26 protein-coding genes are annotated in these 23,202 nt (G+C 32.7%); 14 read left to right on the plus strand and 12 right to left on the minus strand.

Translation table 11 applies throughout. The features are described 5' to 3' along the window. The coding region (locus ACSV4D_RS15980) for an OmpA family protein (protein ID WP_439229050.1) at positions 1 to 213 on the plus strand (213 nt) is incomplete at its 5' end. 258 nt (positions 214 to 471) lie between these two features. Then, positions 472 to 846 carry a flagellar motor protein MotB gene (locus ACSV4D_RS15985; protein ID WP_439229051.1) on the plus strand — a complete coding sequence of 125 codons (375 nt, stop codon included), beginning with the start codon at positions 472 to 474 and terminating at the stop codon, positions 844 to 846. Between the two features lie 123 nt (positions 847 to 969). On the opposite strand, the gene ACSV4D_RS15990 is transcribed toward ACSV4D_RS15985, so the two are convergent. The 7 genes from ACSV4D_RS15990 to ACSV4D_RS16020 all read right to left on the minus strand — a co-directional run bounded on the left by ACSV4D_RS15990 (position 970) and on the right by ACSV4D_RS16020 (position 7,298). Continuing rightward, on the minus strand, positions 970 to 1,476 hold the full coding sequence (locus ACSV4D_RS15990) for a CAP domain-containing protein (protein ID WP_439229052.1): 507 nt from the start codon (positions 1,474 to 1,476) through the stop codon (positions 970 to 972). A 160-nt stretch (positions 1,477 to 1,636) separates the two neighbouring features. Next, positions 1,637 to 2,293: a pyridoxamine 5'-phosphate oxidase gene (pdxH, locus tag ACSV4D_RS15995; RefSeq protein WP_439229053.1), complete on the minus strand. Its 657-nt coding sequence runs from the start codon at positions 2,291 to 2,293 to the stop codon at positions 1,637 to 1,639. 17 nt (positions 2,294 to 2,310) lie between these two features. Further along, positions 2,311 to 3,216 carry a ribonuclease Z gene (locus ACSV4D_RS16000; protein ID WP_439229054.1) on the minus strand — a complete coding sequence of 302 codons (906 nt, stop codon included), beginning with the start codon at positions 3,214 to 3,216 and terminating at the stop codon, positions 2,311 to 2,313. Between the two features lie 80 nt (positions 3,217 to 3,296). Next, complete coding sequence (locus ACSV4D_RS16005) at positions 3,297 to 3,632, minus strand: ribonuclease Z (protein WP_073244418.1); 336 nt, start codon at positions 3,630 to 3,632, stop codon at positions 3,297 to 3,299. A gap of 49 nt (positions 3,633 to 3,681) precedes the next feature. Next, positions 3,682 to 4,608: an aspartate carbamoyltransferase catalytic subunit gene (locus ACSV4D_RS16010; protein ID WP_408082703.1), complete on the minus strand. Its 927-nt coding sequence runs from the start codon at positions 4,606 to 4,608 to the stop codon at positions 3,682 to 3,684. Positions 4,609 to 4,659: 51 nt separating this feature from the next. Then, positions 4,660 to 5,199 carry a bifunctional pyr operon transcriptional regulator/uracil phosphoribosyltransferase PyrR gene (gene pyrR, locus ACSV4D_RS16015; protein WP_408082702.1) on the minus strand — a complete coding sequence of 180 codons (540 nt, stop codon included), beginning with the start codon at positions 5,197 to 5,199 and terminating at the stop codon, positions 4,660 to 4,662. 479 nt (positions 5,200 to 5,678) lie between these two features. Next, the gene (locus ACSV4D_RS16020; RefSeq protein ID WP_439229055.1) at positions 5,679 to 7,298 is read right to left on the minus strand and encodes an ABC-F family ATP-binding cassette domain-containing protein; all 1,620 of its coding nucleotides are present in this window, start codon (positions 7,296 to 7,298) and stop codon (positions 5,679 to 5,681) included. 218 nt (positions 7,299 to 7,516) lie between these two features. Between ACSV4D_RS16020 and ACSV4D_RS16025 the strand changes: the two genes are divergently transcribed. The 12 genes from ACSV4D_RS16025 to ACSV4D_RS16080 all read left to right on the plus strand — a co-directional run bounded on the left by ACSV4D_RS16025 (position 7,517) and on the right by ACSV4D_RS16080 (position 19,485). After that, positions 7,517 to 7,735, plus strand: a complete 219-nt coding sequence (locus ACSV4D_RS16025) for a DUF6500 family protein (protein ID WP_439229056.1) — start codon at positions 7,517 to 7,519, stop codon at positions 7,733 to 7,735. Positions 7,736 to 7,820: 85 nt separating this feature from the next. Then, positions 7,821 to 8,597 (plus strand): Rossmann-like and DUF2520 domain-containing protein, encoded by a 777-nt coding sequence (locus ACSV4D_RS16030; protein WP_439229057.1) that lies wholly within the window; start codon positions 7,821 to 7,823, stop codon positions 8,595 to 8,597. Beyond that, positions 8,581 to 9,108, plus strand: a complete 528-nt coding sequence (locus tag ACSV4D_RS16035; protein ID WP_439229058.1) for a KdsC family phosphatase — start codon at positions 8,581 to 8,583, stop codon at positions 9,106 to 9,108. Before ACSV4D_RS16030 ends, ACSV4D_RS16035 begins: the two co-directional genes overlap by 17 nt. A 62-nt stretch (positions 9,109 to 9,170) precedes the next feature. Beyond that, a complete protein-coding gene (locus tag ACSV4D_RS16040) occupies positions 9,171 to 10,103 on the plus strand; it encodes a geranylgeranylglycerol-phosphate geranylgeranyltransferase (RefSeq protein WP_439229059.1) in 933 nt (310 codons plus the stop codon). Beyond that, positions 10,090 to 10,674, plus strand: a complete 585-nt coding sequence (locus ACSV4D_RS16045) for a Maf-like protein (protein WP_439229060.1) — start codon at positions 10,090 to 10,092, stop codon at positions 10,672 to 10,674. Before ACSV4D_RS16040 ends, ACSV4D_RS16045 begins: the two co-directional genes overlap by 14 nt. Before the next feature lie 10 nt (positions 10,675 to 10,684). Further along, a complete protein-coding gene (locus tag ACSV4D_RS16050; RefSeq protein ID WP_439229061.1) occupies positions 10,685 to 11,215 on the plus strand; it encodes a mechanosensitive ion channel domain-containing protein in 531 nt (176 codons plus the stop codon). Positions 11,216 to 11,299: 84 nt separating this feature from the next. After that, on the plus strand, positions 11,300 to 13,111 hold the full coding sequence (locus ACSV4D_RS16055) for a hypothetical protein (protein WP_439229062.1): 1,812 nt from the start codon (positions 11,300 to 11,302) through the stop codon (positions 13,109 to 13,111). 77 nt (positions 13,112 to 13,188) lie between these two features. Beyond that, positions 13,189 to 13,497 carry a hypothetical protein gene (locus tag ACSV4D_RS16060; protein ID WP_439229063.1) on the plus strand — a complete coding sequence of 103 codons (309 nt, stop codon included), beginning with the start codon at positions 13,189 to 13,191 and terminating at the stop codon, positions 13,495 to 13,497. Between the two features lie 154 nt (positions 13,498 to 13,651). Then, a complete protein-coding gene (locus ACSV4D_RS16065; RefSeq protein WP_439229064.1) occupies positions 13,652 to 14,125 on the plus strand; it encodes a hypothetical protein in 474 nt (157 codons plus the stop codon). A 356-nt stretch (positions 14,126 to 14,481) separates the two neighbouring features. Continuing rightward, a complete protein-coding gene (locus tag ACSV4D_RS16070) occupies positions 14,482 to 14,946 on the plus strand; it encodes a hypothetical protein (RefSeq protein ID WP_408082691.1) in 465 nt (154 codons plus the stop codon). A gap of 134 nt (positions 14,947 to 15,080) precedes the next feature. Beyond that, complete coding sequence (locus ACSV4D_RS16075; protein WP_439229065.1) at positions 15,081 to 17,606, plus strand: PIG-L family deacetylase; 2,526 nt, start codon at positions 15,081 to 15,083, stop codon at positions 17,604 to 17,606. A 157-nt stretch (positions 17,607 to 17,763) separates the two neighbouring features. Continuing rightward, the gene (locus tag ACSV4D_RS16080; protein WP_408082689.1) at positions 17,764 to 19,485 is read left to right on the plus strand and encodes a sodium:solute symporter family transporter; all 1,722 of its coding nucleotides are present in this window, start codon (positions 17,764 to 17,766) and stop codon (positions 19,483 to 19,485) included. A gap of 61 nt (positions 19,486 to 19,546) precedes the next feature. Here the strand turns inward: ACSV4D_RS16080 and ACSV4D_RS16085 are convergent, their stop codons facing one another. The 5 genes from ACSV4D_RS16085 to ACSV4D_RS16105 are packed head-to-tail and all read right to left on the minus strand — an operon-like array spanning position 19,547 to position 23,156. Then, positions 19,547 to 20,389, minus strand: a complete 843-nt coding sequence (locus tag ACSV4D_RS16085; protein ID WP_439229066.1) for a DUF2911 domain-containing protein — start codon at positions 20,387 to 20,389, stop codon at positions 19,547 to 19,549. A 53-nt stretch (positions 20,390 to 20,442) separates the two neighbouring features. Beyond that, complete coding sequence (locus ACSV4D_RS16090) at positions 20,443 to 21,117, minus strand: HAD family hydrolase (RefSeq protein WP_408082687.1); 675 nt, start codon at positions 21,115 to 21,117, stop codon at positions 20,443 to 20,445. Positions 21,118 to 21,156: 39 nt separating this feature from the next. Next, positions 21,157 to 21,873, minus strand: a complete 717-nt coding sequence (locus ACSV4D_RS16095) for a tRNA threonylcarbamoyladenosine dehydratase (RefSeq protein ID WP_408082686.1) — start codon at positions 21,871 to 21,873, stop codon at positions 21,157 to 21,159. Between the two features lie 18 nt (positions 21,874 to 21,891). Next, a complete protein-coding gene (locus tag ACSV4D_RS16100; RefSeq protein ID WP_439229067.1) occupies positions 21,892 to 22,554 on the minus strand; it encodes a TatD family hydrolase in 663 nt (220 codons plus the stop codon). Next, positions 22,554 to 23,156 (minus strand): DUF1684 domain-containing protein, encoded by a 603-nt coding sequence (locus ACSV4D_RS16105; protein ID WP_439229068.1) that lies wholly within the window; start codon positions 23,154 to 23,156, stop codon positions 22,554 to 22,556. Before ACSV4D_RS16105 ends, ACSV4D_RS16100 begins: the two co-directional genes overlap by 1 nt. Positions 23,157 to 23,202 lie beyond the last annotated feature (46 nt).

The following is a 23,202-nucleotide window of genomic DNA, read 5'->3' on the forward strand; positions in this document are numbered from 1 at the left end:
CGTGCTTCTCATAAATACAACGAAGCTTTATCAGACAGAAGAGCTAAATCGACCATTAGCTGGCTAGTTAAAAACGGGGTAAAAGCAGACAGATTAACCGGAAAAGGGTATGGCGAGAGTCAGCTGGTAAACAGATGTGCTGACAATGTAAAATGTACGGAAGAAGAACATCAAATGAATCGCAGAAGCGAATTTATTATTACCGCTCTATAATATTAACTACTCTTAAAAGAGTAAAAAAAACCTCGAATACAGATTTATTCGAGGTTTTTCTGCTCAAAAACGGTTATTTTTCCAACTAAAAAAGCTACAAAAAACTATAACTACATTATTAAATACTATACTTAATCAAAAAAAAGACCTCAAACTATTAAACATATACATATTTCTATTAAATTTAGCATATATTTTTTTATTTACATAAATATATCGCCTTATTTTTATCAAAAACCAACTAAGATTATTTTATAAATGAAAGTAACCCCAGTCTTTTTATTCATTATAGGAAGCTTTTTATGCTATAATGGTTATTCCCAAAATTCAAAAGTTCCTACTGTCGATAAAACAGCAGAAAAATATGCTTTTGTAAATGTGACCAAAACTTATGAAAGAATTGCTGAAAAAGGATATAAATCAATTGATTTATTTCAGAAACTGGGAAATGCGTTTTATAGTGATTTAAATATGCCTAAAGCAGCAAAATGGTATGGCGAATTATTTGCCATGACAACTGATCTGGATCCGGTATATTATGATCAATATGCAAAATCATTATTTGCTATTGGTGAAAACGAAAAAGCCAATACTATTGTAGCAAAATTAAATAATAAATTAAACCAAAAATAGATTCACTTTTAAACTTAAAAAAAATAAAAAAAGAGTTTATATAATACTATAAACTCTTTCTAATTTAAGAGAGATAGATTTGGGACAAATATCTTTCTTTTTTTATAAAAAAAACCAAAACAATTAGTCTATTCTTGCAAAAATATTAGTGTAATATTTTTTTCCTGTAGCAGCATCCTGTCTTATTGATATTCCGAAATGTGTATAGTTACCTTCTATATTTTTTTTATGTGCCGGGCTGTTTAACCATGCTGTTAATGCAGCCTGTGCACTATTATAATTAAAAGCAATATTCTCTCCAACTGTGGTAGCACCTAACAATTTCATAATATTATTGGAACGTTCCACAAAACCATCATGACTTACCACTTTATTATCTATCATGTAATAATCATGCTCCTCAGATTTATATGAGATATGATTAATTTTCTGTAACGGATTTAAACCTATACTTACCCTGTAATCATTAATTAACTTCATTGTTTCTAACTCTCCATCATTATAATCATAATTTTCTACAATTACAGCTGTTGTTAAATCAGCTGTTGTTTCTGTAGAATCAGAAGAGCAGGAATTCATTGTAAACATCACCGCACTTAGTAACATCAAAGGGAGTAATTTTACTTTCATAAGCTAGTAGTTTAAGTTTAAAGTAGATTGGGGGGCAAACTCTTTAAAGTATTAGTTTTTGTTTTTATTATTTACTCAAACATACGACACTTTATCGATAAACTACAAAAAAAATCGATGAAATGCATTGTTTTTTATAAAAACAAAGCATTTACTTACATCAAGGAGATAATCGTTCTGTTTTCCATACATAATTCTCCTGTAACGAATAGCGGATTCTGTCATGCAATCTATTGGCTCTCCCCTGCCAGAATTCAACTTCTACCGGACGAACAATATATCCTCCCCAATACTTAGGTCTTTCAACAGTTTTATTATCATAAATAATTTCTAATTCCTTTAAATTATTTTCTAAAAATTCACGAGAGGGAATTACTTGACTCTGATTAGAAACAACAGCCCCCAGTTTACTTCCTTCTGGTCTGGAATCAAAATAATTATCTGATATAATATCCGAAGTTTTTTCTGCAATTCCTTTTATAATGACCTGACGTTCGGCAGTATGCCAGAAAAAAGAAAGACATACATTTGGATTTTTCTCAATAGCTCTTCCTTTTTCCGAATTATAATTGGTATAAAAAACAAAACCTTCTTCGTTGTATTTTTTTAATAACACGACTCTTGCTTTAGGGAAACCATCCAGCCCAAATGTCGAAACTGTCATAGCGTTGACCTCAGTTCCTGACGTACTCTGACCTTCAAAATCTTCCACTTCATGAAACCAACGATGAAAAAGATTAATCGGATCTTCCGGAATATTAGTTTCTAATAATTCACTTTTTTCATAAGATCTTCTGTAATTACTTAAATCTTCCATTATTTTTTTATTATAAATTATAAATCAAAACTCAAGCCGTCATCTGCTAACAAGACATTGGGAAAAATAGTTTCTGCTTCTGTTTTAAATAAATCAATAGTACTGTAGCGTGTGGAGTAATGCCCTAAAATAAGTTTACCCACCTGAGCTTTTTTTGCAATTGTAGCAGCTTCTACGGCAGTTGTATGCATTGTTTTAGCAGCTAATTTTTCTTCAGACTGCAAAAAAGTAGCTTCATGATACAAAACATCTACTCCTTCAATAATAGGCAGAATAGCTTCATTATAGACTGTATCAGAACAAAAAGCATAACTCTTAGGCTTTTCGGGGTCAAAAGTAAGTTGGCTGTTTAAAATAACTGTTCCATCATCGAGAACAATATCTTTTCCGTTTTTTATATTCTGAAAATAACATTTTTCAATCTGATATTCACGAACAGCCTCAACATTTAACTTTCTTTTATCTGGTTTTTCTTCAAACAGAAATCCATTGGTATATATACGATGTTTTAAAGGAATGGTTTTTACCTGCACTTTATCATCTTCATAAATAAGTTTACTTTCTTTACTTTCTAATTCATAAAAGTGGAGACCAAAATTGGGCCATGAATTTGACAATCGCAATTGAAGCAGGATAATTTCTTTTATTCCTTTCGGACCGTATATATACAAATCATTATTGCGATTTAGTAAAGAAAAAGTAGATATCAAACCGATTAGACCATAAAAGTGATCTCCATGCAAATGCGAAATGAAGATTTGGTTAATTTTAGAAAATTTGATTTTGTTTTTTCTCAATTGTACCTGTGTTCCTTCACCACAGTCAATAAGGAAACATCGATTTTTAATTTCAAGTACCTGTGAAGTAGGGTTTGTAAAAGTACGCGGAGTTGCTGCATAACAGCCAAGGATGGTTAATTTCAAAGTTTATTTAGTTAACGGGTTGCCTAATCGTTATGCATATCATTCGATTAAACTTTTAAACGAATAAACAATTAAACGATTTAAAATCCTAAGTCTCTTTCTATTTCTTCCATCTCAATAATATCATGAGCTTCTAATAAGGATGGAACAACTGTAAATTTTTCCGGTAAAGCATTATAATCAAAATCAGATACTACAACAATAAATGATTTTTTTGATTTTTTATGTTTTTTAGATAATGGCAAAAGAAGTTTTAAATCACTTACTTCTAACGCTCCTTTGTATCCTAAAAGATCAATAATAATATTATGTTTTTCATAACTTTTATATTGATGTGTAACTTTCATCAAAAAAGCTGTAAAATCACCCTGCGTATCTTTTATAGTAATTGTATGGTCTTTTTGATCTACTTTCATAATGTTATTTTTAAGATTACAAAATCTAAAGTTACTAAGATTTTTTGACTTACTTAATTTTTGAAGCCAAAAGATATATTACAGCCATTCTGATTGCTACTCCGTTTTCAACCTGATTTAAAATCACTGATTGCCCGGAATCAGCTACTTCAGATGTAATCTCTACTCCCCTGTTTATAGGCCCCGGGTGCATGATTACAATTTCTTTATTCAATGATTCTAATAATGTTTTGTCAACACCGTATTGTTGCGCATATTCCCTGGTTGACGGAAAATAATTCACATCCATTCTTTCATTTTGAACACGCAGCATATTAGCCACATCACACCACTCTAAAGCTTTTCTTAAATTAGACTCAACTTTAACACCTAATGATTCAATATATTTTGGGATCAACGTTTTAGGACCACAAACTTTCACTTCAGCTCCCTGCATTTGCAAAGCATAAATATTAGACAAAGCCACTCTTGAATGTAGAATATCCCCCACAATAACCACTTTTTTCCCTGCTACCTCGCCCAGTTTCTCTCTTATGGAATAACTATCCAGCAAAGCCTGGGTAGGATGTTCATGAGCTCCATCACCGGCATTTACAATACTTGCTTTTACATTTTGTGATAAAAAATGAGCAGCTCCCGGATTAGAATGTCGCATCACTACCATATCCACTTTCATCGAAAGAATATTATTTACTGTATCAATAAGCGTTTCCCCTTTTTTAACAGAAGACTGAGCTGCCGAAAAACTAATTACATCGGCTGATAATCTTTTTTGAGCTAATTCAAATGAAAGTTTGGTTCTGGTACTGTTTTCGAAAAAAATATTGGCAATGGTAATATCTCGTAACGAAGGCACTTTTTTAATAGGACGATTAATGACTTCTTTAAAATGATCGGCTGTTTCAAAAATAAGGTCTATATCATTCTTGTTAATATATTTGATACCTAATAAATGATTTACGCTTAACTCTTTCATTCTTTTACGATTATTATTATATTATAGAGGCTTCAGTAATTTAATTGCTTATTAATTAGTAACTAAATAAACGGCATCCTCTCCATCATTTTCTTTCCAACTCACTTTTACCTTTTCATTATTAATAGCATCTACTTGTCGTCCTCTGTAATCAGGCTGAATGGGTAAATTACGGCTAAAACGTCTGTCAATTAAAACCAGTAATTCTATTTCTGAAGGTCTTCCAAAAGACTGAACTGCTGTTAAAGCAGCTCTGATACTTCTTCCGGTATACAATACATCATCAATAAAAATGACTTTTTTATTTTCTACAATAAAATTGATATTGGTTTTATTAGCTTCAAGCGGTTTTTCGGTTCTTCGAAAATCATCTCTGAAAAAAGTAATATCTAAATATCCTAGTTTAATTTCAGGGGTTTTATATTCTTTTTCTAATACTTCTTTAAGTCGTTCTGCTAAAAAAGTTCCTCTGGGCTGAATACCAATTAAAATAGTGTCGCTAAAATCAAGGTGTTTTTCAATTAGCTGACAGGCTAAACGATGAAGAATGATATTGACTTCTTTGGAATTGAGCAAAACTTTTTGAGTCATAGTAAAATATTATGTTGGGTAGTGCAAATATACAAATTCCCCTTAATGATTTCTTATTAAAAGAAGGTTTGATACCAACTTTGAGTCAATTTATACAAATGCTTTTCTTAAAATAAATCGGCATAAACAATCGGTATTATACAAATCCTTAAATATTAGAACTTTTCCCAAAAATTCTGTAAACTTTTTTTTAGGGTTTCCAGCTAATTTTACTTCATAGAAATTAATTAAAACATCAAAATCATGCAAAGTAACATTACCCGTTTGTTAATGGTATTCGTAATACTATTTTCATTTACAAGTTGCGAACTTATTGGAGACATTTTTCAAGCCGGAATGGGAGTCGGAATATTTCTTGTGATATTTGTAATTGCCATAATTCTTTGGATTTTCGCTAAAGTTTTCCGAAAATAACATAAAAAAAATCCCGTATCGTTCTAAAAAAACAATACGGGATATCTTTATATAAGATATAACTTTTACAAGTTGTACATCTTTTTTCGTTGTTCCTGAATCTTTTCATCATCAAGATATTCATCAAAAGTCATGTAGCGGTCAATAGCTCCGTTTGGTGTTAATTCTACTACTCTGTTACCCACGGTTTGTGCAAACTCGTGATCATGGGTGGTAAAAATAACTGACCCCTTAAAGTTTTTCAATGAGTTATTAAAAGCCGTGATCGATTCCAGATCCAGGTGATTAGTAGGCTCGTCCAGCATTAAAATATTAGCACGTTCCATCATCATTCTGGATAACATACAGCGTACTTTTTCTCCTCCTGATAACACACGACTTGTTTTTAAAGCTTCTTCGCCTGAAAAAATCATTTTTCCTAAAAACCCTCTGATAAAAACCTCATCACGCTCTTCTTCTGTTTTTGCATATTGACGCAGCCAGTCTACTAATGACAAATCATTCTCAAAATATTCATGATTTTCTGCCGGTAAATAAGCCTGATTTGTGGTAATTCCCCATTCAAAAGTTCCTGAATCGGCATCCTGCTTTCCATTTAAAATTTCGTAGAAAGCAGTAGTTGCACGGGAATCTTTCGAAAACAGCACAATTTTATCTCCTTTAGCCATATTCAGGTGAACATCTTTAAATAATAATTCTCCATCAACAGAAGCACTTAAACCTTCAATATTCAAAATCTGATCTCCGGCTTCACGATCCTGATCAAAAATAATAGCTGGATAACGACGGCTGGAAGGTTTGATTTCAGAAATATTTAATTTGGAAATCATTTTTTTACGGGAAGTAGCTTGTTTAGATTTTGCAACGTTCGCAGAAAAACGACGAATAAATTCTTCCAGTTCCTGTTTCTTTTCTTCAGCTTTCTTATTTTGTTGTGCTCTTTGTTTCGCCGCTAATTGACTGGACTCGTACCAAAAAGTATAGTTTCCGGAGTAGTGATTGATTTTTCCAAAATCAATATCCGAAATATGTGTACAAACTGCATCTAAAAAGTGACGGTCGTGAGAAACCACAATTACTGTATTTTCATAATTGGCTAAAAAATTCTCTAACCAGGCAATCGTTTCAAAATCCAGGTCGTTAGTAGGCTCATCCATAATCAACACATCAGGATTTCCAAAAAGTGCCTGTGCCAAAAGCACACGAACTTTCATTTTTGCTTCCATATCAGCCATTAATGTGTAATGATGCTCCTCATTAATCCCTAAATTAGATAACATTGATGCAGCATCTGAATCGGCATTCCATCCATTCATTTCTTCAAACTGCACTTGCAATTCCCCTATTCTGTCTGCATTTTTATCATTGTAATCTGAATACAATTCATCCATTTCTTTCTTAACAGCATACAATATTTTATTCCCCATCAATACTGTTTCTAAAACCGTATGCTCATCAAACATGTTGTGATTTTGGTTTAAAACCGACATACGTTTTCCAGGCTCAAGATGTATGTGTCCCGAAGTAGGATCCATTTCACCGGAAATTATTTTTAGAAAAGTTGATTTTCCAGCACCATTAGCACCAATAACGCCATAGATATTACCGTGAGTAAAAGTGGTATTTACTTCGTCGAATAAAATTCGCTTGCCAAACTGAACTGATAAATTATTTACTGTTAACATGAATATTTTTTATAAAATTTGCTGCAAAAGTACAAAAAAATCCCTATACCTGCGAATGTAGCTCTAAAGGTTTTACAACAAAAGTCTTAATTATGATTGTTTAACAGCGTAAGTAGAAAAACATACATGACCAAAGAAAAAGATATACATTTGGATTAAATATTCTCATCGTCCGAATATTTTTTCTAAATCATAAAAATCAATCTAAATTAAATACAATGAACACCTTAATAAGTCAAAAAATAATTACGGTATGCAATGAAAAAATTGCAAAAAAGGGAGAAAATGTTGGTCTGTCATTTTATGCTTTTTTTACTAACAAAAATGACAATCCCGCTCTTTTGATGGAAGTAGCCCAATGGTGGATAATGAAACATCAACTCGATCATTTTGAAAAAGCCACAAAAATAAGGGATATGGTTCAAAAAGAATTGTAATCATTTCCTCTTTCATGAATTCAATCCGGCTTAATTCTCTATTTATATTATCCTTAAAAATGAGTTTTTTTGTTAATTTTGCGTTATGATTAAAATAAGTATTATTGGCTCCGGAAATGTGGCACAACATCTTATTACTACCTTTCTGCATGTTGAAGAACTGAGTAATGATGTTGCGTTGATACAGGTATTCTCCCGAAAAAAAGAAAATCTCTCTCAGTTGCTTAGTCCACAAAAAATAGTTACCGAATTCAATAATTTACTCGAAGCTGATTTATACATTATTGCAGTTTCTGATGACGCAATTGAAAATGTTTCTACCCAGCTTCCATTCAGGAATCGTCTGGTCGTGCATACTTCAGGGAGCGTTCCTGTGACACAGTTAAATAGTAATAACCGAAGAGGGGTATTTTATCCTTTGCAAACTTTCACCAAAGGAAAAACCATCAGTTTCAGAAACATTCCTATTTGCCTTGAAGCAGAAAATACTTTCGATTATCAGGTATTAAACAAAGTAGCCAGACTGATTTCAGATAAAGTATATGCAATCAATTCAGAACAAAGAAAAGCCTTGCATGTAGCAGCTGTTTTTGTCAATAATTTTACCAATCACCTCTACGCTATTGGAAACGAAATTTGCATTGAAAACCAAATTCCGTTTGACATTTTAAAGCCTTTGATACAGGAAACGGCAGATAAAGTAATGACTATTTTGCCTAATGAAGCACAAACCGGTCCGGCGGTCCGCAATGATGAAAAAACAATTGCCGCTCACGAGGCTTTTTTAATAAACAATGAAAATCAATTAAAACTATATAAAACTCTAACACAATCGATTCAGCATAATGGCAAAAAGTTATAAAGAAATAATGAACGACATCACTACCTTTATTTTTGATGTTGATGGCGTACTTACCGATGGTTCTGTATTTGTAAACAATGATGGCGAAATGTCAAGAACCATGAATATCCGCGATGGCTATGCGCTGAAAACAGCTGTAGAAAACGGTTATAATGTTTGTGTAATTTCGGGAGGAAGTAACGAAGGTGTAAGAGTGCGTTTGCGTAACTTGGGAATTACCAATATTCATCTGGGAACACCTGACAAGGTAGAAACTTTTGATGAATATATTGATATCCATCAAATTAAACAGGAACAAATTTTATACATGGGTGATGACATTCCTGATTATCATGTGATGAAATTAGTAGCTTTACCAACTTGTCCTCAGGATGCCTGTCCTGAAATTAAAAGCATTAGCAAATACATTTCGCATAAGAAAGGCGGAAAAGGCGCTGTAAGAGATGTCATAGAACAAGTAATGAAAGTACAGGGAAAGTGGATGAAAAGTTTTGATGCCAAGTATGATTGATTAATTCAGAAGCAGAATCTACCAAGCAGTTTCCGTAAACTCATAACCCATCATCCAGATAAATGAACTTTCTAAAACTCATTCGATACAAAAACCTTTTGATGCTCGCTTTAATGCAGCTTATTTTCAGGTATGGATTTTTGAAACTACAAAATATCGGTTTGGCACTAACTGATTGGCAATACGGTTTGTTAGTTTTGAGTACGGTGCTTATTGCTGCAGCGGGTTATGTAATCAATGATATTTTCGATCAGCAAACCGATATTGTAAACAAACCTAATAAAGTCATTGTAGGCAAAAGCATTTCTGAAAATAGGGCTTATAATATATATGCTCTTTTAAATATAAGCGGAGTAGCGATAGGATTTTATTTGTCTAATGTGATTTTGCGTCCTAATTTTGCTGCTATTTTTGTTTTAGTTGCCGCAACCCTTTACATCTATGCTACGAGTTTGAAACAAATGCTCCTCATAGGCAATATTATTATTGCTTTATTGTTGTCCGTAAGTGTTCTTATTATTGGTGTTTTTGACGTTTTTCCGGCAACTGATTTGAGCAATCAGCAAATTATGGCAAACCTGTTTTCCATTCTTTTAGACTATGCTATTTTTGCTTTTATGATTAATCTGCTGCGCGAAATTGTAAAGGATTTAGAAGATTTTGATGGAGATTACAAGCAGGGAATGAATACATTAGCTATTTATTTAGGAATAAAAAAAACATCAGAACTAGTTTGTGTTTTAAGTATCATCCCAATACTGTGTTTACTGAATTACATGAACACCTATCTGATTGTGAATAATCTGATTACTGCCGTTATTTACAGCTTGCTTTTTATTTTAGGTCCAATGCTTTATTTTAGTATTAAAATAGCAACTGCACAATCAAAAACGGAATTTATTCATTTGAGTAAAGTCCTGAAATGGATCCTTTTTTTCGGAATTGTATCTGTATTAATTATCACTTTAAATATTAAATGGAATGCTTCGAAATAAATTAAAAAATCACAAAATCATATTAGCTTCGGGATCTCCCAGAAGACAGCAGTTTTTTAAAGACTTGGATTTGGATTTTGAAATCCGCTTAAAAGAAATTGAAGAAGTCTTTCCGCCGGAACTAAGAAGAGAAGAAATCACTAATTATCTAGCCGAATTAAAAGCAACTGCTTTTGAGGGAGAATTAAACAGCAATGAAATTCTGGTAACCAGCGACACCTTAGTCTGGCACAATCAAAAAGCATTGGGAAAACCAAAAGATGCTCAGGATGCTTTTGCTATTTTAAAATCCTTGTCTAATGCTACTCATGAAGTAATTACTTCTGTTTGTTTTAAAAGCAAACTAAAAACTGAAGTGCTGTTTGAAATTACTAAAGTTACTTTTAACGAATTGAGTGACGAAGCCATCCATTATTACATTGAAAATTATAAACCTTTTGACAAAGCGGGAGCTTATGGAATTCAGGAATGGATTGGATTTATCGGAGTCTCAAAAATTGAAGGTTCTTATGCCAATGTTATTGGGCTTCCAGTGGATAAAGTGTACCAATATTTGAATAATTTAGCTTAAAACACAAAAAATGACTTTTTTTAAAGATTATACAAACGAAATAATTATAAGTGGTATAGTGCTTATTGTACTCATGATATTGCGTGTGATTTCGACAAAAGTGGTACATAGTTATGCCAAAAGATCACACAAAATTGAGTACCGTACTAATCTGGTTATTAAATACCTTCATTTATTAATCAATATTTTATCATTTATTGCGTTAATTATAATTTGGGGAGTACAGGCTAAAGATTTAGTTCTAGCCGTTTCAGGTGCTGCTACAGTTGTAGGTGTTGCTATGGTAGCACAATGGTCGATACTGAGTAATATTACTTCAGGAGTTATTTTGTTTTTTTCTTTTCCCTTTAAAATAGGTGACAGCATCAGAATTCATGATAAAGATTTCCCAATTGTAGGCGAAATAGAAGATATTACAGCTTTTCACATTGTTTTAAACACAGAGGAAGGAGAACAGGTGATTTACCCTAATAATCTATTGTTTCAAAAAGGCATTTCAATAATTAATAATCATTATGAAGACAAAGAATTCATGGATTAATTGTAAAAAAAATCACATTTTTGCTATTTTATAATAACTTTATAAAAGAATTTTATTTATTAAAATCTATAAATCGATTTTTTCATGTCCATCTATTCTAAGATAACAGCTGTTTGTATACTGTTCTTTTGTTTTCAGGTTTTGCATTCGCAAAATAAAACAAAGCATAAAGACAGTATAAAGCTTCCTGCTATTTTAGTACAGCCTAAAAATAAAACTGCTAAATTCTTCCATCGCTTAGTATTTAAACCTACAAAATCTAAAAAAGCAAAAGAAAAAACAGTTGCTTCCAAACATTTAAATGTCGAGGGTAAAATTATACGAAACATACACATTGTTACATTAGATCCTTTTGGATATTCAGAAATTGACTCTACAAAAACTCCTAATTATTGGGAAAAAACAGGAAATTTTCTGCATTTAAAATCAAAACAAATCGCCATTAAAAACATCTTACTTTTTTCTAAAAATGATGCTTACAATTTACTGGAAATTGAGGAATCAGAACGTTTATTAAGAAGTCAGAAATTTATAAACAGAGTAAAAATTACTGAAAAATTAGCTACACCACAATCAGATTCCGTAGATGTCTACGTACGGGTTTTAGATTCCTGGAGTTCAATTCCCCGGTTTTCTGTTTCAAGTTCAAAAATGAAAATTGGGCTCAAGGAACGCAATTTTTTTGGTATAGGGCATCAGTTAGATTATTATTATTCACATCGTACCGGAGACAAAAAAGATGCTAATAATGTGAGTTACCTCATACCCAATATCAAAAACTCCTTTGTAAGTACAGAAATAAAATACAATAATGATTTTGAAAATTACTATTCTAAAGGAATTATCATAGAACGCCCTTTTTACTCTCCTCTGACAAAATGGGCAGGCGGAATTTCAATTAGCCAAAATTATTTAAAAGACAGTATTCAGGATATCAATAACAGTTATATTTCTCAGGATTTTAAATATAATAATCAAAATGTATGGGCAGGAAAAGCTTTTAACATCTTTAAAGCCGATTCGGTTACTGACCGAACGACAAATTTGATTGTAAGTGCCCGGTTTTCAAACACAGATTACACTATTGATCCATCAGCAGCCTTAGACCCCATTAATTTTTATACCTCTGAAAAACTACTGCTTAGCGGAATAGGAATTAATACCCGTCAATTTATACAGGATCGTTATATTTTTAAAAATGGGCAGATAGAAGATATACCTGTAGGACGGATTTACGGTATAACCGGTGGTTATCAATATAAAAACAAGCAGTGGCGAAGGTATCTGGGGGCACAGATTTCTTTTGGAAACTACCATTCATGGGGTTTTTTAAGTACAAATTTTGAAATAGGCAGTTATTTTGAAAAATCCAAAACTGAACAAACCACTATAGCGTTTCAGGCCAATTATTTTACCAATCTTTTAGAAATTGGCAAATGGAAAATCAGGCAATTTATAAAACCTCAGGTAATCATCGGTGTCAACCGACAAAATAGCTTAGGTGATTTACTAACAATTAATGAAAGTTATGGAATTCAGGGATTCAATAGTCCGGTATACGGTACGCAGAAAATGCTGTTAACGCTCCAGACTCAATCGTATGCTCCCAGAGAAATATGGGGTTTCAGACTCAATCCTTACATCAACTACAGTTTAGCAATGATAGGCAATAAAAACAATCCAATGCAAAAGAATCAGACCTATTCTAAAATTGGAATTGGAATTCTTATTAGCAATGATTATTTAGTCTTTAGTTCCTTTCAGCTTTCCTTGTCTTATTATCCAAAAATTCCGTTTCAGGGCAATAGTATTTTTAAAACGAATGCTTTTGAAACTACAGATTTTGGATTCCAGAATTTTGAATTAGAGCAGCCTGAAATTATTCCATTTAAATAAAAATTATTCCATGCTTTCTAAAAAATATTAAGTATATTTATACAAAGAATCTGATTTTAAATTAAACCTTTTTACGTATGAAAAAACTAAGCTTTTATTTGATGGTCATGATACTATCATTAGTAGTGCTGCCAACGGGCACTTATGCGGCAGAAAAAAATCCAACAGAAACTCCTAAAGAAATTCCTGCCGAAGTCCAGACAATGCTTAACCGACTCGAAGAAATCAAAGAAATGGATAAATCAGACTTATCTTCTTCTGAAAAAAAAGAGCTGCGCACCGAAGTTAAAACCATTAAGAAAAATTTAAAAGCTACGGGACATGGTATTTATTTGTCTGTGGGTGCAATTATTATAATTATTCTTTTATTGATTTTATTACTTTAAAAATCAATAAAATAGCTTAAAAAATCGGCTCATTTTTTTTTAATGAGCCGATTTTTTTTAGAAACAATTAAATTTTAAATTCTTTTTTTGGCACAATAATTGGCTTTGGACAAATAACAGCGAATTTTAAAAACACATTAAAAGAATAGAAATCATGAGAACATTAAAATTATTAGTTGCAGCTATTGTATTATTAACAGCTACAACAACAACTCAGGCTCAGGTATCCGTAAATGTAAACATAGGTACGCCACCTGCCTGGGGACCAGCCGGATATTCAAATATTGATTATTACTATCTTCCTGATATCCAAAGTTATTATGACATTCGCCTTTCTCAGTTTATTTATTTTGGAAATGGAAAATGGATACGTTCAAGAAACCTGCCTAAACAATATCGTAATTATGACTTATACAATGGTTACAAAGTTGTACTGCATGATTATCATGGAAAATCTCCTTATGTTTATTATCAAACTCATAAAACAAAATATTACAAAGGATATAAAGGCAAACCACAAAAAACAATTGGTTATAAAACCAATGATAAACGTGACTATAAACACAATCCGGGAAACCACAAGTCCAATCGTGGGAATGGAAAAGGAAATGGTAACGGAAAACATTAATTTTTTCAAACATCTAAATACTAAAGAAACGCGATTTGCGTTTCTTTTTTTTTATAATTCCCAAATATTAAAAATAAGTTAATACAAGCTAACATTGACCTGAAATTTAAAATTAAACGATAAATAACATTTTTTTAAATAAAGAGTACTTTCCCTGATTTTCCCTGACCTAAAGAAAGCATATTACCTATCACAACCGTTTAGAAGCAATATTTAAAATCAGAAGTATTCCTTTTTTTTAAGCCGCAAAAGAGTTAATAAAAAGTTAACAAAACAGCTTTTGGCACGCTAATTGGATTTAGTTAAACAGAAGAAAAAAAATATAAACCCCAAAATAACTTTAAAATATAGAAATCATGAAAACATTAAAATTAATTACAGCAGCTATGTTTTTATTTGCCGCAAGTACATCTCAGGCACAAGTTTCCATTAATGTAAATGTAGGCACACCAGTAGTAGTTAGACCAGCTTGGGTTCCTCACAATCATGTGGGTATTGATTATTATTACATCCCAGAGATTCAGTCTTACTATGATGTAAACGCTTCAATGTACGTTTATTTAAACCGGGGAAACTGGGTACGTACAAGATATGTTCCTGTAGCTTACAGAAATTATGATTTAAGTCGTGCACACAGAGTTGCTTTAAGAGGATACCACGGAATCCGTCCTTATTCGCATTTCACTAATCACAAAGTAAAACATTATAATACCAGATATACTGATGGACGCCGTTACAGTAAGAATCATTACTACGCTGATAACCGTAAATCAAACAGCAAACATTATAAAAACAATAATCACGGACATAGAAAACACTAAAGTTCTGTATATAAAAAAGGCGAATTTCTAATGGAATTCGCCTTTTTACTTTGTATTTATTTATGTACAAAAGGCATTTCATTCCATAAAAATAATTACTACATTTGAACTTATTGCAATAAAATCGAACCAAAATGCTCAATAACAAGCAGCTATTTATTTTTATATCCTTTTTTATATTTCAATTTTCATCAGCACAAAAACCGCAAAAATGGAATGCTGTCGAAATTTACAACCAAATCCAAAAATTAAATTTTCTGGGAAGTGTGCTGTATATTGCTGCACATCCTGACGATGAAAATACCCGGCTTATTTCCTATTTGTCAAATGAAAAAAAAGCAAGAACCGCCTATTTGTCGCTAACCCGTGGTGATGGAGGCCAGAACTTAATTGGTTCTGAATTAAGAGAATTACTGGGTGTAATTAGAACTCAGGAGCTCATCGAAGCGCGAAAAACTGATGGTGGAGAACAGTTTTTCTCCCGTGCCAATGATTTTGGTTTTTCAAAAAATCCTGATGAAACATTTGGAATCTGGGACAGAGAAAAAGTATTGGCGGATGTAGTCTGGACTATCCGAAAATTTCGCCCTGATGTCATCATCAACCGTTTTGACCACCGCTCACCGGGAACAACACATGGACATCATACGGCATCAGCAATTTTGAGTGTAGAGAGTTTTGATCTCAGCAACAATCCTAAAAATTTTCCTGATCAGTTAAAGTATTATGGTCCATGGCAGGCCAAGCGTCTTTTTTTCAATCCTTCCGTTTGGTTTTATGGCAATCAGGAAAAATTTGATGCCGCCGATAAATCTAATTTTATGGCTATTGAAACAGGAGTTTACTATGCAGGATTAGGAAAATCAAATCAGGAAATTGCTGCATTAAGCAGAAGCAGCCATAGATCACAGGGTTTTGGAAGTACAGGCTCCAGAGGAAAAGAACCGGAATATTTAGAACTTATTAAAGGGAAAAAAGTAAACGATAAAACGAATCTTTTTGACGGTATTGATACCAGTTGGAATCGTGTGAAAAACGGAAAAGAAATTGGCGAATTACTGGATAAAATTGAAGCTGGTTTCAATTTTTCAGAACCTGCCGCTTCCGTTCCTGATTTGGTTAAGGTTTATACACTGATTTATAATTTAGATGACAATCACTGGAAGCCAATAAAACTGACTGAAATAACAAACATTATTACTGCCTGTTCCGGATTGTACCTTGAAGCAGTTTCTAATGTACAGCAAACAACTCCCGGAAGCACTGTTAAAGTAAAAATCGAAGCCATTAACAGAAGTACTACTCCAATAGAACTGAGTAGTATTACCACATTACCCTTTCAGAAAAACACTATTCTAAATAAGATCCTGTATAATAATGATTTAGAAAACTTCTATATCGATTTAGAAGTTCCTGAAAATATTGAATACACACAGCCTTACTGGCTGAAAGAAAAAGGAACAACAGGAATGTATCAGGTTTCCGAACAAAAAAACATTGGCATTCCTGATATCATCAGAGAAGTAAAATTACTTTTTACTTTAAAAATAAACGAAATCAGGATTCCCGTTGAACGTACTGTTGTTTATAAATATAATGATAAAGTTAAAGGCGAAATGTACAATTATCTTGATATCATTCCGGAAGTAAGTACCCGTATTGCAGATCAGGTTTCATTTTTTAATGATGGAAAAACAAAAAAAATAGCAGTTCATATAAAAGCCGGAAAAGATAATATTGATGGAAATGTTCAATTAGAAGCAGCTCCGGACTGGAATGTGGAACCCCAGTCTTTTTCTTTTAATCTGGAAAAAAAAGGCTTTGAAAAAACCTTTCATTTTGATGTTACACCTCCGGAAATCCCTTCCGAAATCATAGCCCAAAGTGTTGTTATTCTTGATTCTAAAAAAATGGATCAGGAACAAATCATCATTGATTATGATCACATCTCAAAACAGCAGGTTTTATTGACAGCTGAATCTAAATTTAAAAAACTGGATTTAAAAATCAATAATGAACGAATTGGATACATAATGGGTGCCGGTGATGACGTTGCAAAATGTCTTAGTCAAATGGGATACTCCGTTACATTGTTAAGCATTGATGATATTAACTCCAGAAATTTAAATAATTTTGATGTCATTATTACCGGAATCCGGACTTACAATGTACTTCCTTCGATAAAAAACAGACAACATTTATTACTTGAATTTGTAAAAAAAGGAAAAACTCTAATCGTACAATACAATACACCTGATAAAAATATACCTGGCAATATAGCCCCCTATCCCCTATCTATTTCTAATGACAGAGTTACGGATGAGAATGCAGCTATCCAATTTTTAGTACCAGATCATCCTGTTCTGAATTATCCCAATAAAATAACAGCAAAAGATTTTCAAGGCTGGACTCAGGAGCAGGGTTTGTATTATCCCAATGAATTTGATGCTGCTTTTACTCCTATATTGTCTTCGCATGACCAAGGAGAGACCGACAAAAAGGGAGCTTTATTAATAGCCAACTATGGAAAAGGACACTATATTTATACTGGTTTAAGTTTGTTCAGAGAGCTACCAATGGGAGTTTCAGGTGCGTACCGTCTGCTGGCTAATATGATTTCATTAAAAACAAATGAAGACATAACAGAAACACCAGAATAAGAAGCGAGAATAACTATATATTTTGAATCAATCTAAAACAATAAAATGGGATTAAAAAAAGAAAAAAACTGGAAAACAAATTATACCTGGGTATTAATTGCAAACGCTATTTATATTCTGTTTTTTTACTTAATAATGAAATTATACTCTTAAAGCCATGCAATTATTCGACTGGATTGTACTTGTTATCACCTTATTATTTATTGTAATTTATGGTGCCTGGAAAACTAAAGGAAGCAAAAATGTAGAGGATTTCATACTGGGAAGCAATGAAACCCCCTGGCATATGGTAGGACTTTCGGTTATGGCTACACAGGCAAGTGCTATTACGTTTCTTTCTACACCGGGTCAGGCTTATCATGACGGAATGGGTTTTGTTCAATTTTATTTTGGACTGCCTATAGCAATGATTGTAATTTGTCTGACTTTCATCCCTATCTACCATAAATACAAAGTTTTTACCGCTTATGAATATTTAGAAAAACGTTTTGACATAAAAACACGTTCGCTGGCGGCGATTCTTTTTTTATTTCAAAGAGGTTTGGGAACAGGATTAACTATTTATGCTCCCGCCATTATTTTGTCGGCATTACTGGGTTGGAATCTGACTTATATGAATATTGTAATAGGGATTCTGGTAATTATTTACACTGTTACCGGAGGAACTAAAGCGGTAAATGTAACTCAAAAACAGCAGATGTTTGTGATTATGTCCGGAATGTTTATCACTTTCTTTCTTATTCTTCGTTTCTTACCCAATGACATGACTTTTAGTAATGCCTTACACATTGCCGGGGCAAATGGCAAAATGAATATTGTAGATTTTTCTACTGACCCGGAAGAAAAATATACTTTTTGGAGTGGAATCACCGGTGGTTTTTTTTTAGCGCTGGCCTATTTTGGAACTGATCAGTCACAGGTAGGAAGGTACTTATCCGGAAAATCAGTACGGGAAAGTCAAATGGGATTAATCATGAATGGTTTATTAAAAGTCCCTATGCAGTTTTTTATTTTACTAACAGGAGTTATGGTTTTCGTTTTCTTCCAATTCAATCCTGTGCCTTTAAATTTTAATCCTAACAATAAAATAACCGTTGAAAAATCGCAATACAAAGAGGAATACCACACTTTAGAAAAAGATTTGGAAACCCTTTCCGAAGACAAAAAGGTAATCAATCTTTTATACATCGATCAATTGAATCAGGATTATGACAATCCTATCCTGAGAAAAGAATTAGTTGCCATTTCGACCAAAGAAAAAGACTTAAGAGATCACGCTAAAGAACTCATCCATCAGGCAGATAGTGGCAGTGAAACAAACGATAAAGATTATGTATTCTTCCATTTTATTCTCCATTATTTACCAAAAGGATTAATCGGGCTATTGCTGGCTGTAATTATTTCTGCAGCGATGTCTTCTACCGCTTCCGGACTTAATGCCCTTGCTTCTACAACAGCTATCGATATTTACAAGCGAAATTTAAAAGAGCCGAAAACCGAAAAACATTATTTGAATGCTACTAAATTCTTTACTCTTTTTTGGGGAATTATAGCTATCCTTTTTGCTTGTATAGGCACGCTTTTTGAAAATTTAATCCAATTGGTAAACATTATCGGCTCTATCTTTTACGGTACTGTTTTAGGAATATTTCTGGTAGGCTTTTATTTTAAGTTTGTCAAAGCCAAAGCCATTTTCTATAGTGCATTTATTACTCAGTTGACTATTTTGATTATTTACTATTTCGCCATTTTCATCTATCCTAGTGGCGAAGAAAAACTGGGTTATCTATGGCTGAATTTTATTGGAGCAATGATGACTATTTTACTGTCTTCGCTATTAGAAGTCACTATATTTAAGAAAGTAAAAACATTAGAGTAAAAAAAATCCGTTTGCATAAGAAATGCAAACGGATTTTTAAATTTATACAAAAACAGATTTTTTATCTGCTCCATTCTTCAATACTGGCTTTATTCATCTCTACATATTCTTTATTTCCGGCTGCTTCCGAGGCAGAAATAGACCATTTGGCTGTTTCTATTGCGCCTTTTTTATCTCCTTGTTTCGCCTGAATTAAAGATTTTAATCTCAAGTAGTAAAACGGAACATTTTTAGACATTTCTACAGCTTTGTCAATATATTCTCTTCCTTTATCGATATCACTATTGGACTGATAGTAATATTGAGCAGCAGTATAAAATTCTTCCGGTGCTGGTCCGGCTAATGTTTTTTCGATACTGGCTATAGCTAATTTCTTTGTAGGAACTTCAAATTTTAAAGACACATAAGAGTTCTCCCATGAAATATCTAAAGTAGCTGCACTACTCTCTAAGTTATTAATTGCTAATGTAAAAGTTTCTACCGGTTTTGGTAAAGCTTCTTCCTTTACGGTTGTTTTCAATGCCACTTTAGATTCGTCAAACTCTTTTGGGGTTCCCCAGTTATCAGTCTTTGTATAAAACACAACTTCCCAACTTTGGATATTCGGAATGGTATACAAAGCATATTTTCCTTTTTTCAGCGTTTTACCATTAATGACAACATCATCACTAAAAGAAATTGTAGAATTATCATTGGCGCCCGTTCTCCACAACTGACCAAAAGGTACTAAATTTCCATAAACAGCTCTTCCTCTTGCAGATGGACGGGAATACACAATTTCAACATCAGTCAGACCTACAACCTGCTTTACAATAGCTTTTGGACTTGTCTCAGGAATTCTGACCTGAGCTTCAACGGCAAAATGAGATATAATAAGTGATAAAATAATAACTATTTTTTTCATAATCTGAATATTTTTTAAGCATTTAAATTTACAATTTCTTCTGTATTATGCTGTTAATAATTGCATAATTTAGAATCCATATCTTTAATTAAAACATAATTCAATTCATCAAAATGATTTATCACATGGTCTGCAATTGATAAATCCTGATTCTTTGAATGCGCACTGTTGTATCCTATACACAAAATCCCTGCCGCTTTTGAAGCTATAAGTCCATTTGTGCTGTCTTCTATTACAACACATTCCTCTTTTGGTGCAACGGATAAACTGGCAGCATGCTCAAAAATTGCCGGATGTGGTTTTGATTGTGGAAAGTCTTCCCCGCTTACTTTATGTGTAAAATACTGGTGTAATTCAAAGCGGTCAAAGACACGTTCAATAGTAACTTTGGATGCCGAAGAAGCTAAAATTAACTGTACTTTATTTTGATACAGCTCAACTATTAAATTTCGAACACCATCCAGTAATTCTAAATCTTTTTTAGTATCAAAAGCATCATTAAAAATGCTGCGTTTTCTTTGAATCAAATCTTCAACTTCCTGATCTAAATTAAAAATATCTTTTATTTTTTGAAAAGTATTCCGGGTAGAATTCCCTGTAAAAGAAGTGTATAATTCTTCGCTTACTTCAATATTTAGTTCTTCAAATTGTTTATAATAGGAATAACGATGTACGGGTTCCGTATCTACGATTACTCCGTCCATGTCAAAAATTACTGTTTGTATCATTTTGTTTTTTTTAGTTGCTAAGATTCTTAGTATCTTTTTTTACTCTTTTTTAATAATATAACGAATCACCGTTTCGGCAGCGTATAAACCAAATAATCCCGGCATATAACTATTGGTACCGTAAAACGATTTTTTAAAGTTAGAACCATCCGTTAATTTTAAACTGCCTTCATCCTGAATTTCTGAAGAAAAAACTACTTTCAATTTATTTATTTTCATCTTTTTCAGTCGCTTTCTAATTGCTTTTGAAAAATAACAGTTGATGGTTTTTCCAATGTCGGCTACTTTTACTTTTGAAGCTTCCATCTTTCCTCCTGCTCCCATACTGGAAATGATTTTCACTCTTTTGCGTTTAGCAGCAACAATCAGATTAATTTTAGGCGTAATGCTGTCAATACAATCCAAAACGTAATCAAATTGAGAATCGACAATTTCGAAAGCACGTTCCGGAGAAAGAAATTCCTGTACACGGGTTAATTTTAATTCCGGGTTAATATCCATCAATCTATCACCTACAACGGTAATTTTGGGCTGCCCCACGGTAGAATGCAATGCCGGTAATTGTCTGTTAATATTAGTTATATCCACCACATCACCATCTACAATTGTCATTTTTCCTACTCCTGCTCTTGCAAGAAATTCTGCTGCAAAAGAACCTACACCACCCAAACCTACTACAAGTACATGGGCATTTTGCAGTTTTTCTAATCCTTCTTTTCTAAATAACAATTCAGCTCTTTCAGTCCATTCAGCCATAATTTAAAGTGTATTCGTTTATTTGGTAATTTGTTTGTTGGTAAAAACAGCATCAAAATTATTCGAAATAATTTGTTGTAATTCTGCTACTGTTATCTTTTTATATTTTGCTGCCAAAGCATAGATTTCCTGAATTCCTTCTTCAATCATATCGGTTTCTAAAAAAAATCTACTATCCGGGGTAAGTATAAAAACAGATTCCAATTCGGGATTTTGCAATAAATTTTTACCAAAAGAAAGATAAAAACCATTGTCTAAAAGTTGTTTTGCCAATTGTTCTTTTTTAGAAAAACCATGAATCACAACGGGAACTGTAAGTTTTAATTTCTTTTTTAATTCTACCAATTCCTGAAAAGCATGCACACAATGAATTACAATTGCTTTCTGATGTTTTTCTGCCAATATAAATTGTCTTTCTAAAACTTCTAATTGAATTTCAAAAGGAGTTTCGCTGCGTTTGTCTAAACCACATTCGCCTATTGCTAAACATTCAGGCAAACTTATTTTTTGTCCAATAATTTCAAAATCACTTTCTAATCGGTTTTCATCAATAAACAACGGATGAATCCCAATGGAATATTGGGGTAAATCAGCATCAAATTCCTGTGGATACTGATTGACTAATTCTAATATATCTTCCTGATGGGTATAAACGTGGGTATGTAAATTAAAGTACTGCATTAGTCATGAAATTTTTTAACACCGGCACGAATAGCCACTTTTAAATCATTTTCTAATGGCACTCGCGGGCAGGAATATCGATAACTATAAGCACAATACGGATTGTATGACCTGTTAAAATCGATAGCTATTGTATTTCCTTTGGGAATTTTTAAATCTATATATTTACCTCCTACATAACTTTCTTTCCCAGTAGTTTCATCAAAGAAAGGCAAAAACAAATCGTCCTTATATTTAGGATTTTTAATAGTTTCCAGACTCTGATACACATTCAACTTGCATTTTTTCCCATCAATTTCAAAATATAGTTCTCCGTATTTCTTAAAAAGCGGGAGTCTGCTGGTTGAAGTTACCATTTTAAAAGGCTTCTCTTTAGGCGTTCTCACCAATTTAGCCACTACAAAATACTTTTCGTTTAAAGGATAAAAATCCAGAGATTTAAAAACTGCTAAATCTTCCGCTTCTAACGGACTTGTTTTTGAATCAGCATATTCTTTATTTAATTCTTCCTGATATTTTTTGGCCTCAGTCCTATCAAATTGCTCCTGGCTAAAGCCAAAAATACTTTGCAACAAAATAAATGCCATTAGAATACACCTCATCTTCAAATTTTTATGCAAAAATAGCTTAAAAGTTAGAAAGCCACAA

This window comes from Flavobacterium sp. ARAG 55.4 (assembly GCF_051846875.1).
Classification (GTDB): Bacteria; Bacteroidota; Bacteroidia; order Flavobacteriales; family Flavobacteriaceae; genus Flavobacterium; species Flavobacterium plantiphilum.

Bases quoted from the DNA above. Each gene is read 5' to 3' on its own strand.
- ACSV4D_RS15985 (WP_439229051.1), top strand. From the start codon at position 472: ATGAAAGTAACCCCAGTCTTTTTATTCATTATAGGAAGCTTTTTATGC.
- ACSV4D_RS15990 (WP_439229052.1), bottom strand. From the start codon at position 1,476: ATGAAAGTAAAATTACTCCCTTTGATGTTACTAAGTGCGGTGATGTTT.
- pdxH (WP_439229053.1), bottom strand. From the start codon at position 2,293: ATGGAAGATTTAAGTAATTACAGAAGATCTTATGAAAAAAGTGAATTA.
- ACSV4D_RS16005 (WP_073244418.1), bottom strand. From the start codon at position 3,632: ATGAAAGTAGATCAAAAAGACCATACAATTACTATAAAAGATACGCAG.
- ACSV4D_RS16010 (WP_408082703.1), bottom strand. From the start codon at position 4,608: ATGAAAGAGTTAAGCGTAAATCATTTATTAGGTATCAAATATATTAAC.
- pyrR (WP_408082702.1), bottom strand. From the start codon at position 5,199: ATGACTCAAAAAGTTTTGCTCAATTCCAAAGAAGTCAATATCATTCTT.
- ACSV4D_RS16020 (WP_439229055.1), bottom strand. From the start codon at position 7,298: ATGTTAACAGTAAATAATTTATCAGTTCAGTTTGGCAAGCGAATTTTA.
- ACSV4D_RS16025 (WP_439229056.1), top strand. From the start codon at position 7,517: ATGAACACCTTAATAAGTCAAAAAATAATTACGGTATGCAATGAAAAA.
- ACSV4D_RS16030 (WP_439229057.1), top strand. From the start codon at position 7,821: ATGATTAAAATAAGTATTATTGGCTCCGGAAATGTGGCACAACATCTT.
- ACSV4D_RS16035 (WP_439229058.1), top strand. From the start codon at position 8,581: ATGGCAAAAAGTTATAAAGAAATAATGAACGACATCACTACCTTTATT.
- ACSV4D_RS16040 (WP_439229059.1), top strand. From the start codon at position 9,171: ATGAACTTTCTAAAACTCATTCGATACAAAAACCTTTTGATGCTCGCT.
- ACSV4D_RS16045 (WP_439229060.1), top strand. From the start codon at position 10,090: ATGCTTCGAAATAAATTAAAAAATCACAAAATCATATTAGCTTCGGGA.
- ACSV4D_RS16050 (WP_439229061.1), top strand. From the start codon at position 10,685: ATGACTTTTTTTAAAGATTATACAAACGAAATAATTATAAGTGGTATA.
- ACSV4D_RS16055 (WP_439229062.1), top strand. From the start codon at position 11,300: ATGTCCATCTATTCTAAGATAACAGCTGTTTGTATACTGTTCTTTTGT.
- ACSV4D_RS16060 (WP_439229063.1), top strand. From the start codon at position 13,189: ATGAAAAAACTAAGCTTTTATTTGATGGTCATGATACTATCATTAGTA.
- ACSV4D_RS16065 (WP_439229064.1), top strand. From the start codon at position 13,652: ATGAGAACATTAAAATTATTAGTTGCAGCTATTGTATTATTAACAGCT.
- ACSV4D_RS16070 (WP_408082691.1), top strand. From the start codon at position 14,482: ATGAAAACATTAAAATTAATTACAGCAGCTATGTTTTTATTTGCCGCA.
- ACSV4D_RS16075 (WP_439229065.1), top strand. From the start codon at position 15,081: ATGCTCAATAACAAGCAGCTATTTATTTTTATATCCTTTTTTATATTT.
- ACSV4D_RS16080 (WP_408082689.1), top strand. From the start codon at position 17,764: ATGCAATTATTCGACTGGATTGTACTTGTTATCACCTTATTATTTATT.
- ACSV4D_RS16085 (WP_439229066.1), bottom strand. From the start codon at position 20,389: ATGAAAAAAATAGTTATTATTTTATCACTTATTATATCTCATTTTGCC.
- ACSV4D_RS16090 (WP_408082687.1), bottom strand. From the start codon at position 21,117: ATGATACAAACAGTAATTTTTGACATGGACGGAGTAATCGTAGATACG.
- ACSV4D_RS16095 (WP_408082686.1), bottom strand. From the start codon at position 21,873: ATGGCTGAATGGACTGAAAGAGCTGAATTGTTATTTAGAAAAGAAGGA.
- ACSV4D_RS16100 (WP_439229067.1), bottom strand. From the start codon at position 22,554: ATGCAGTACTTTAATTTACATACCCACGTTTATACCCATCAGGAAGAT.
- ACSV4D_RS16105 (WP_439229068.1), bottom strand. From the start codon at position 23,156: ATGAGGTGTATTCTAATGGCATTTATTTTGTTGCAAAGTATTTTTGGC.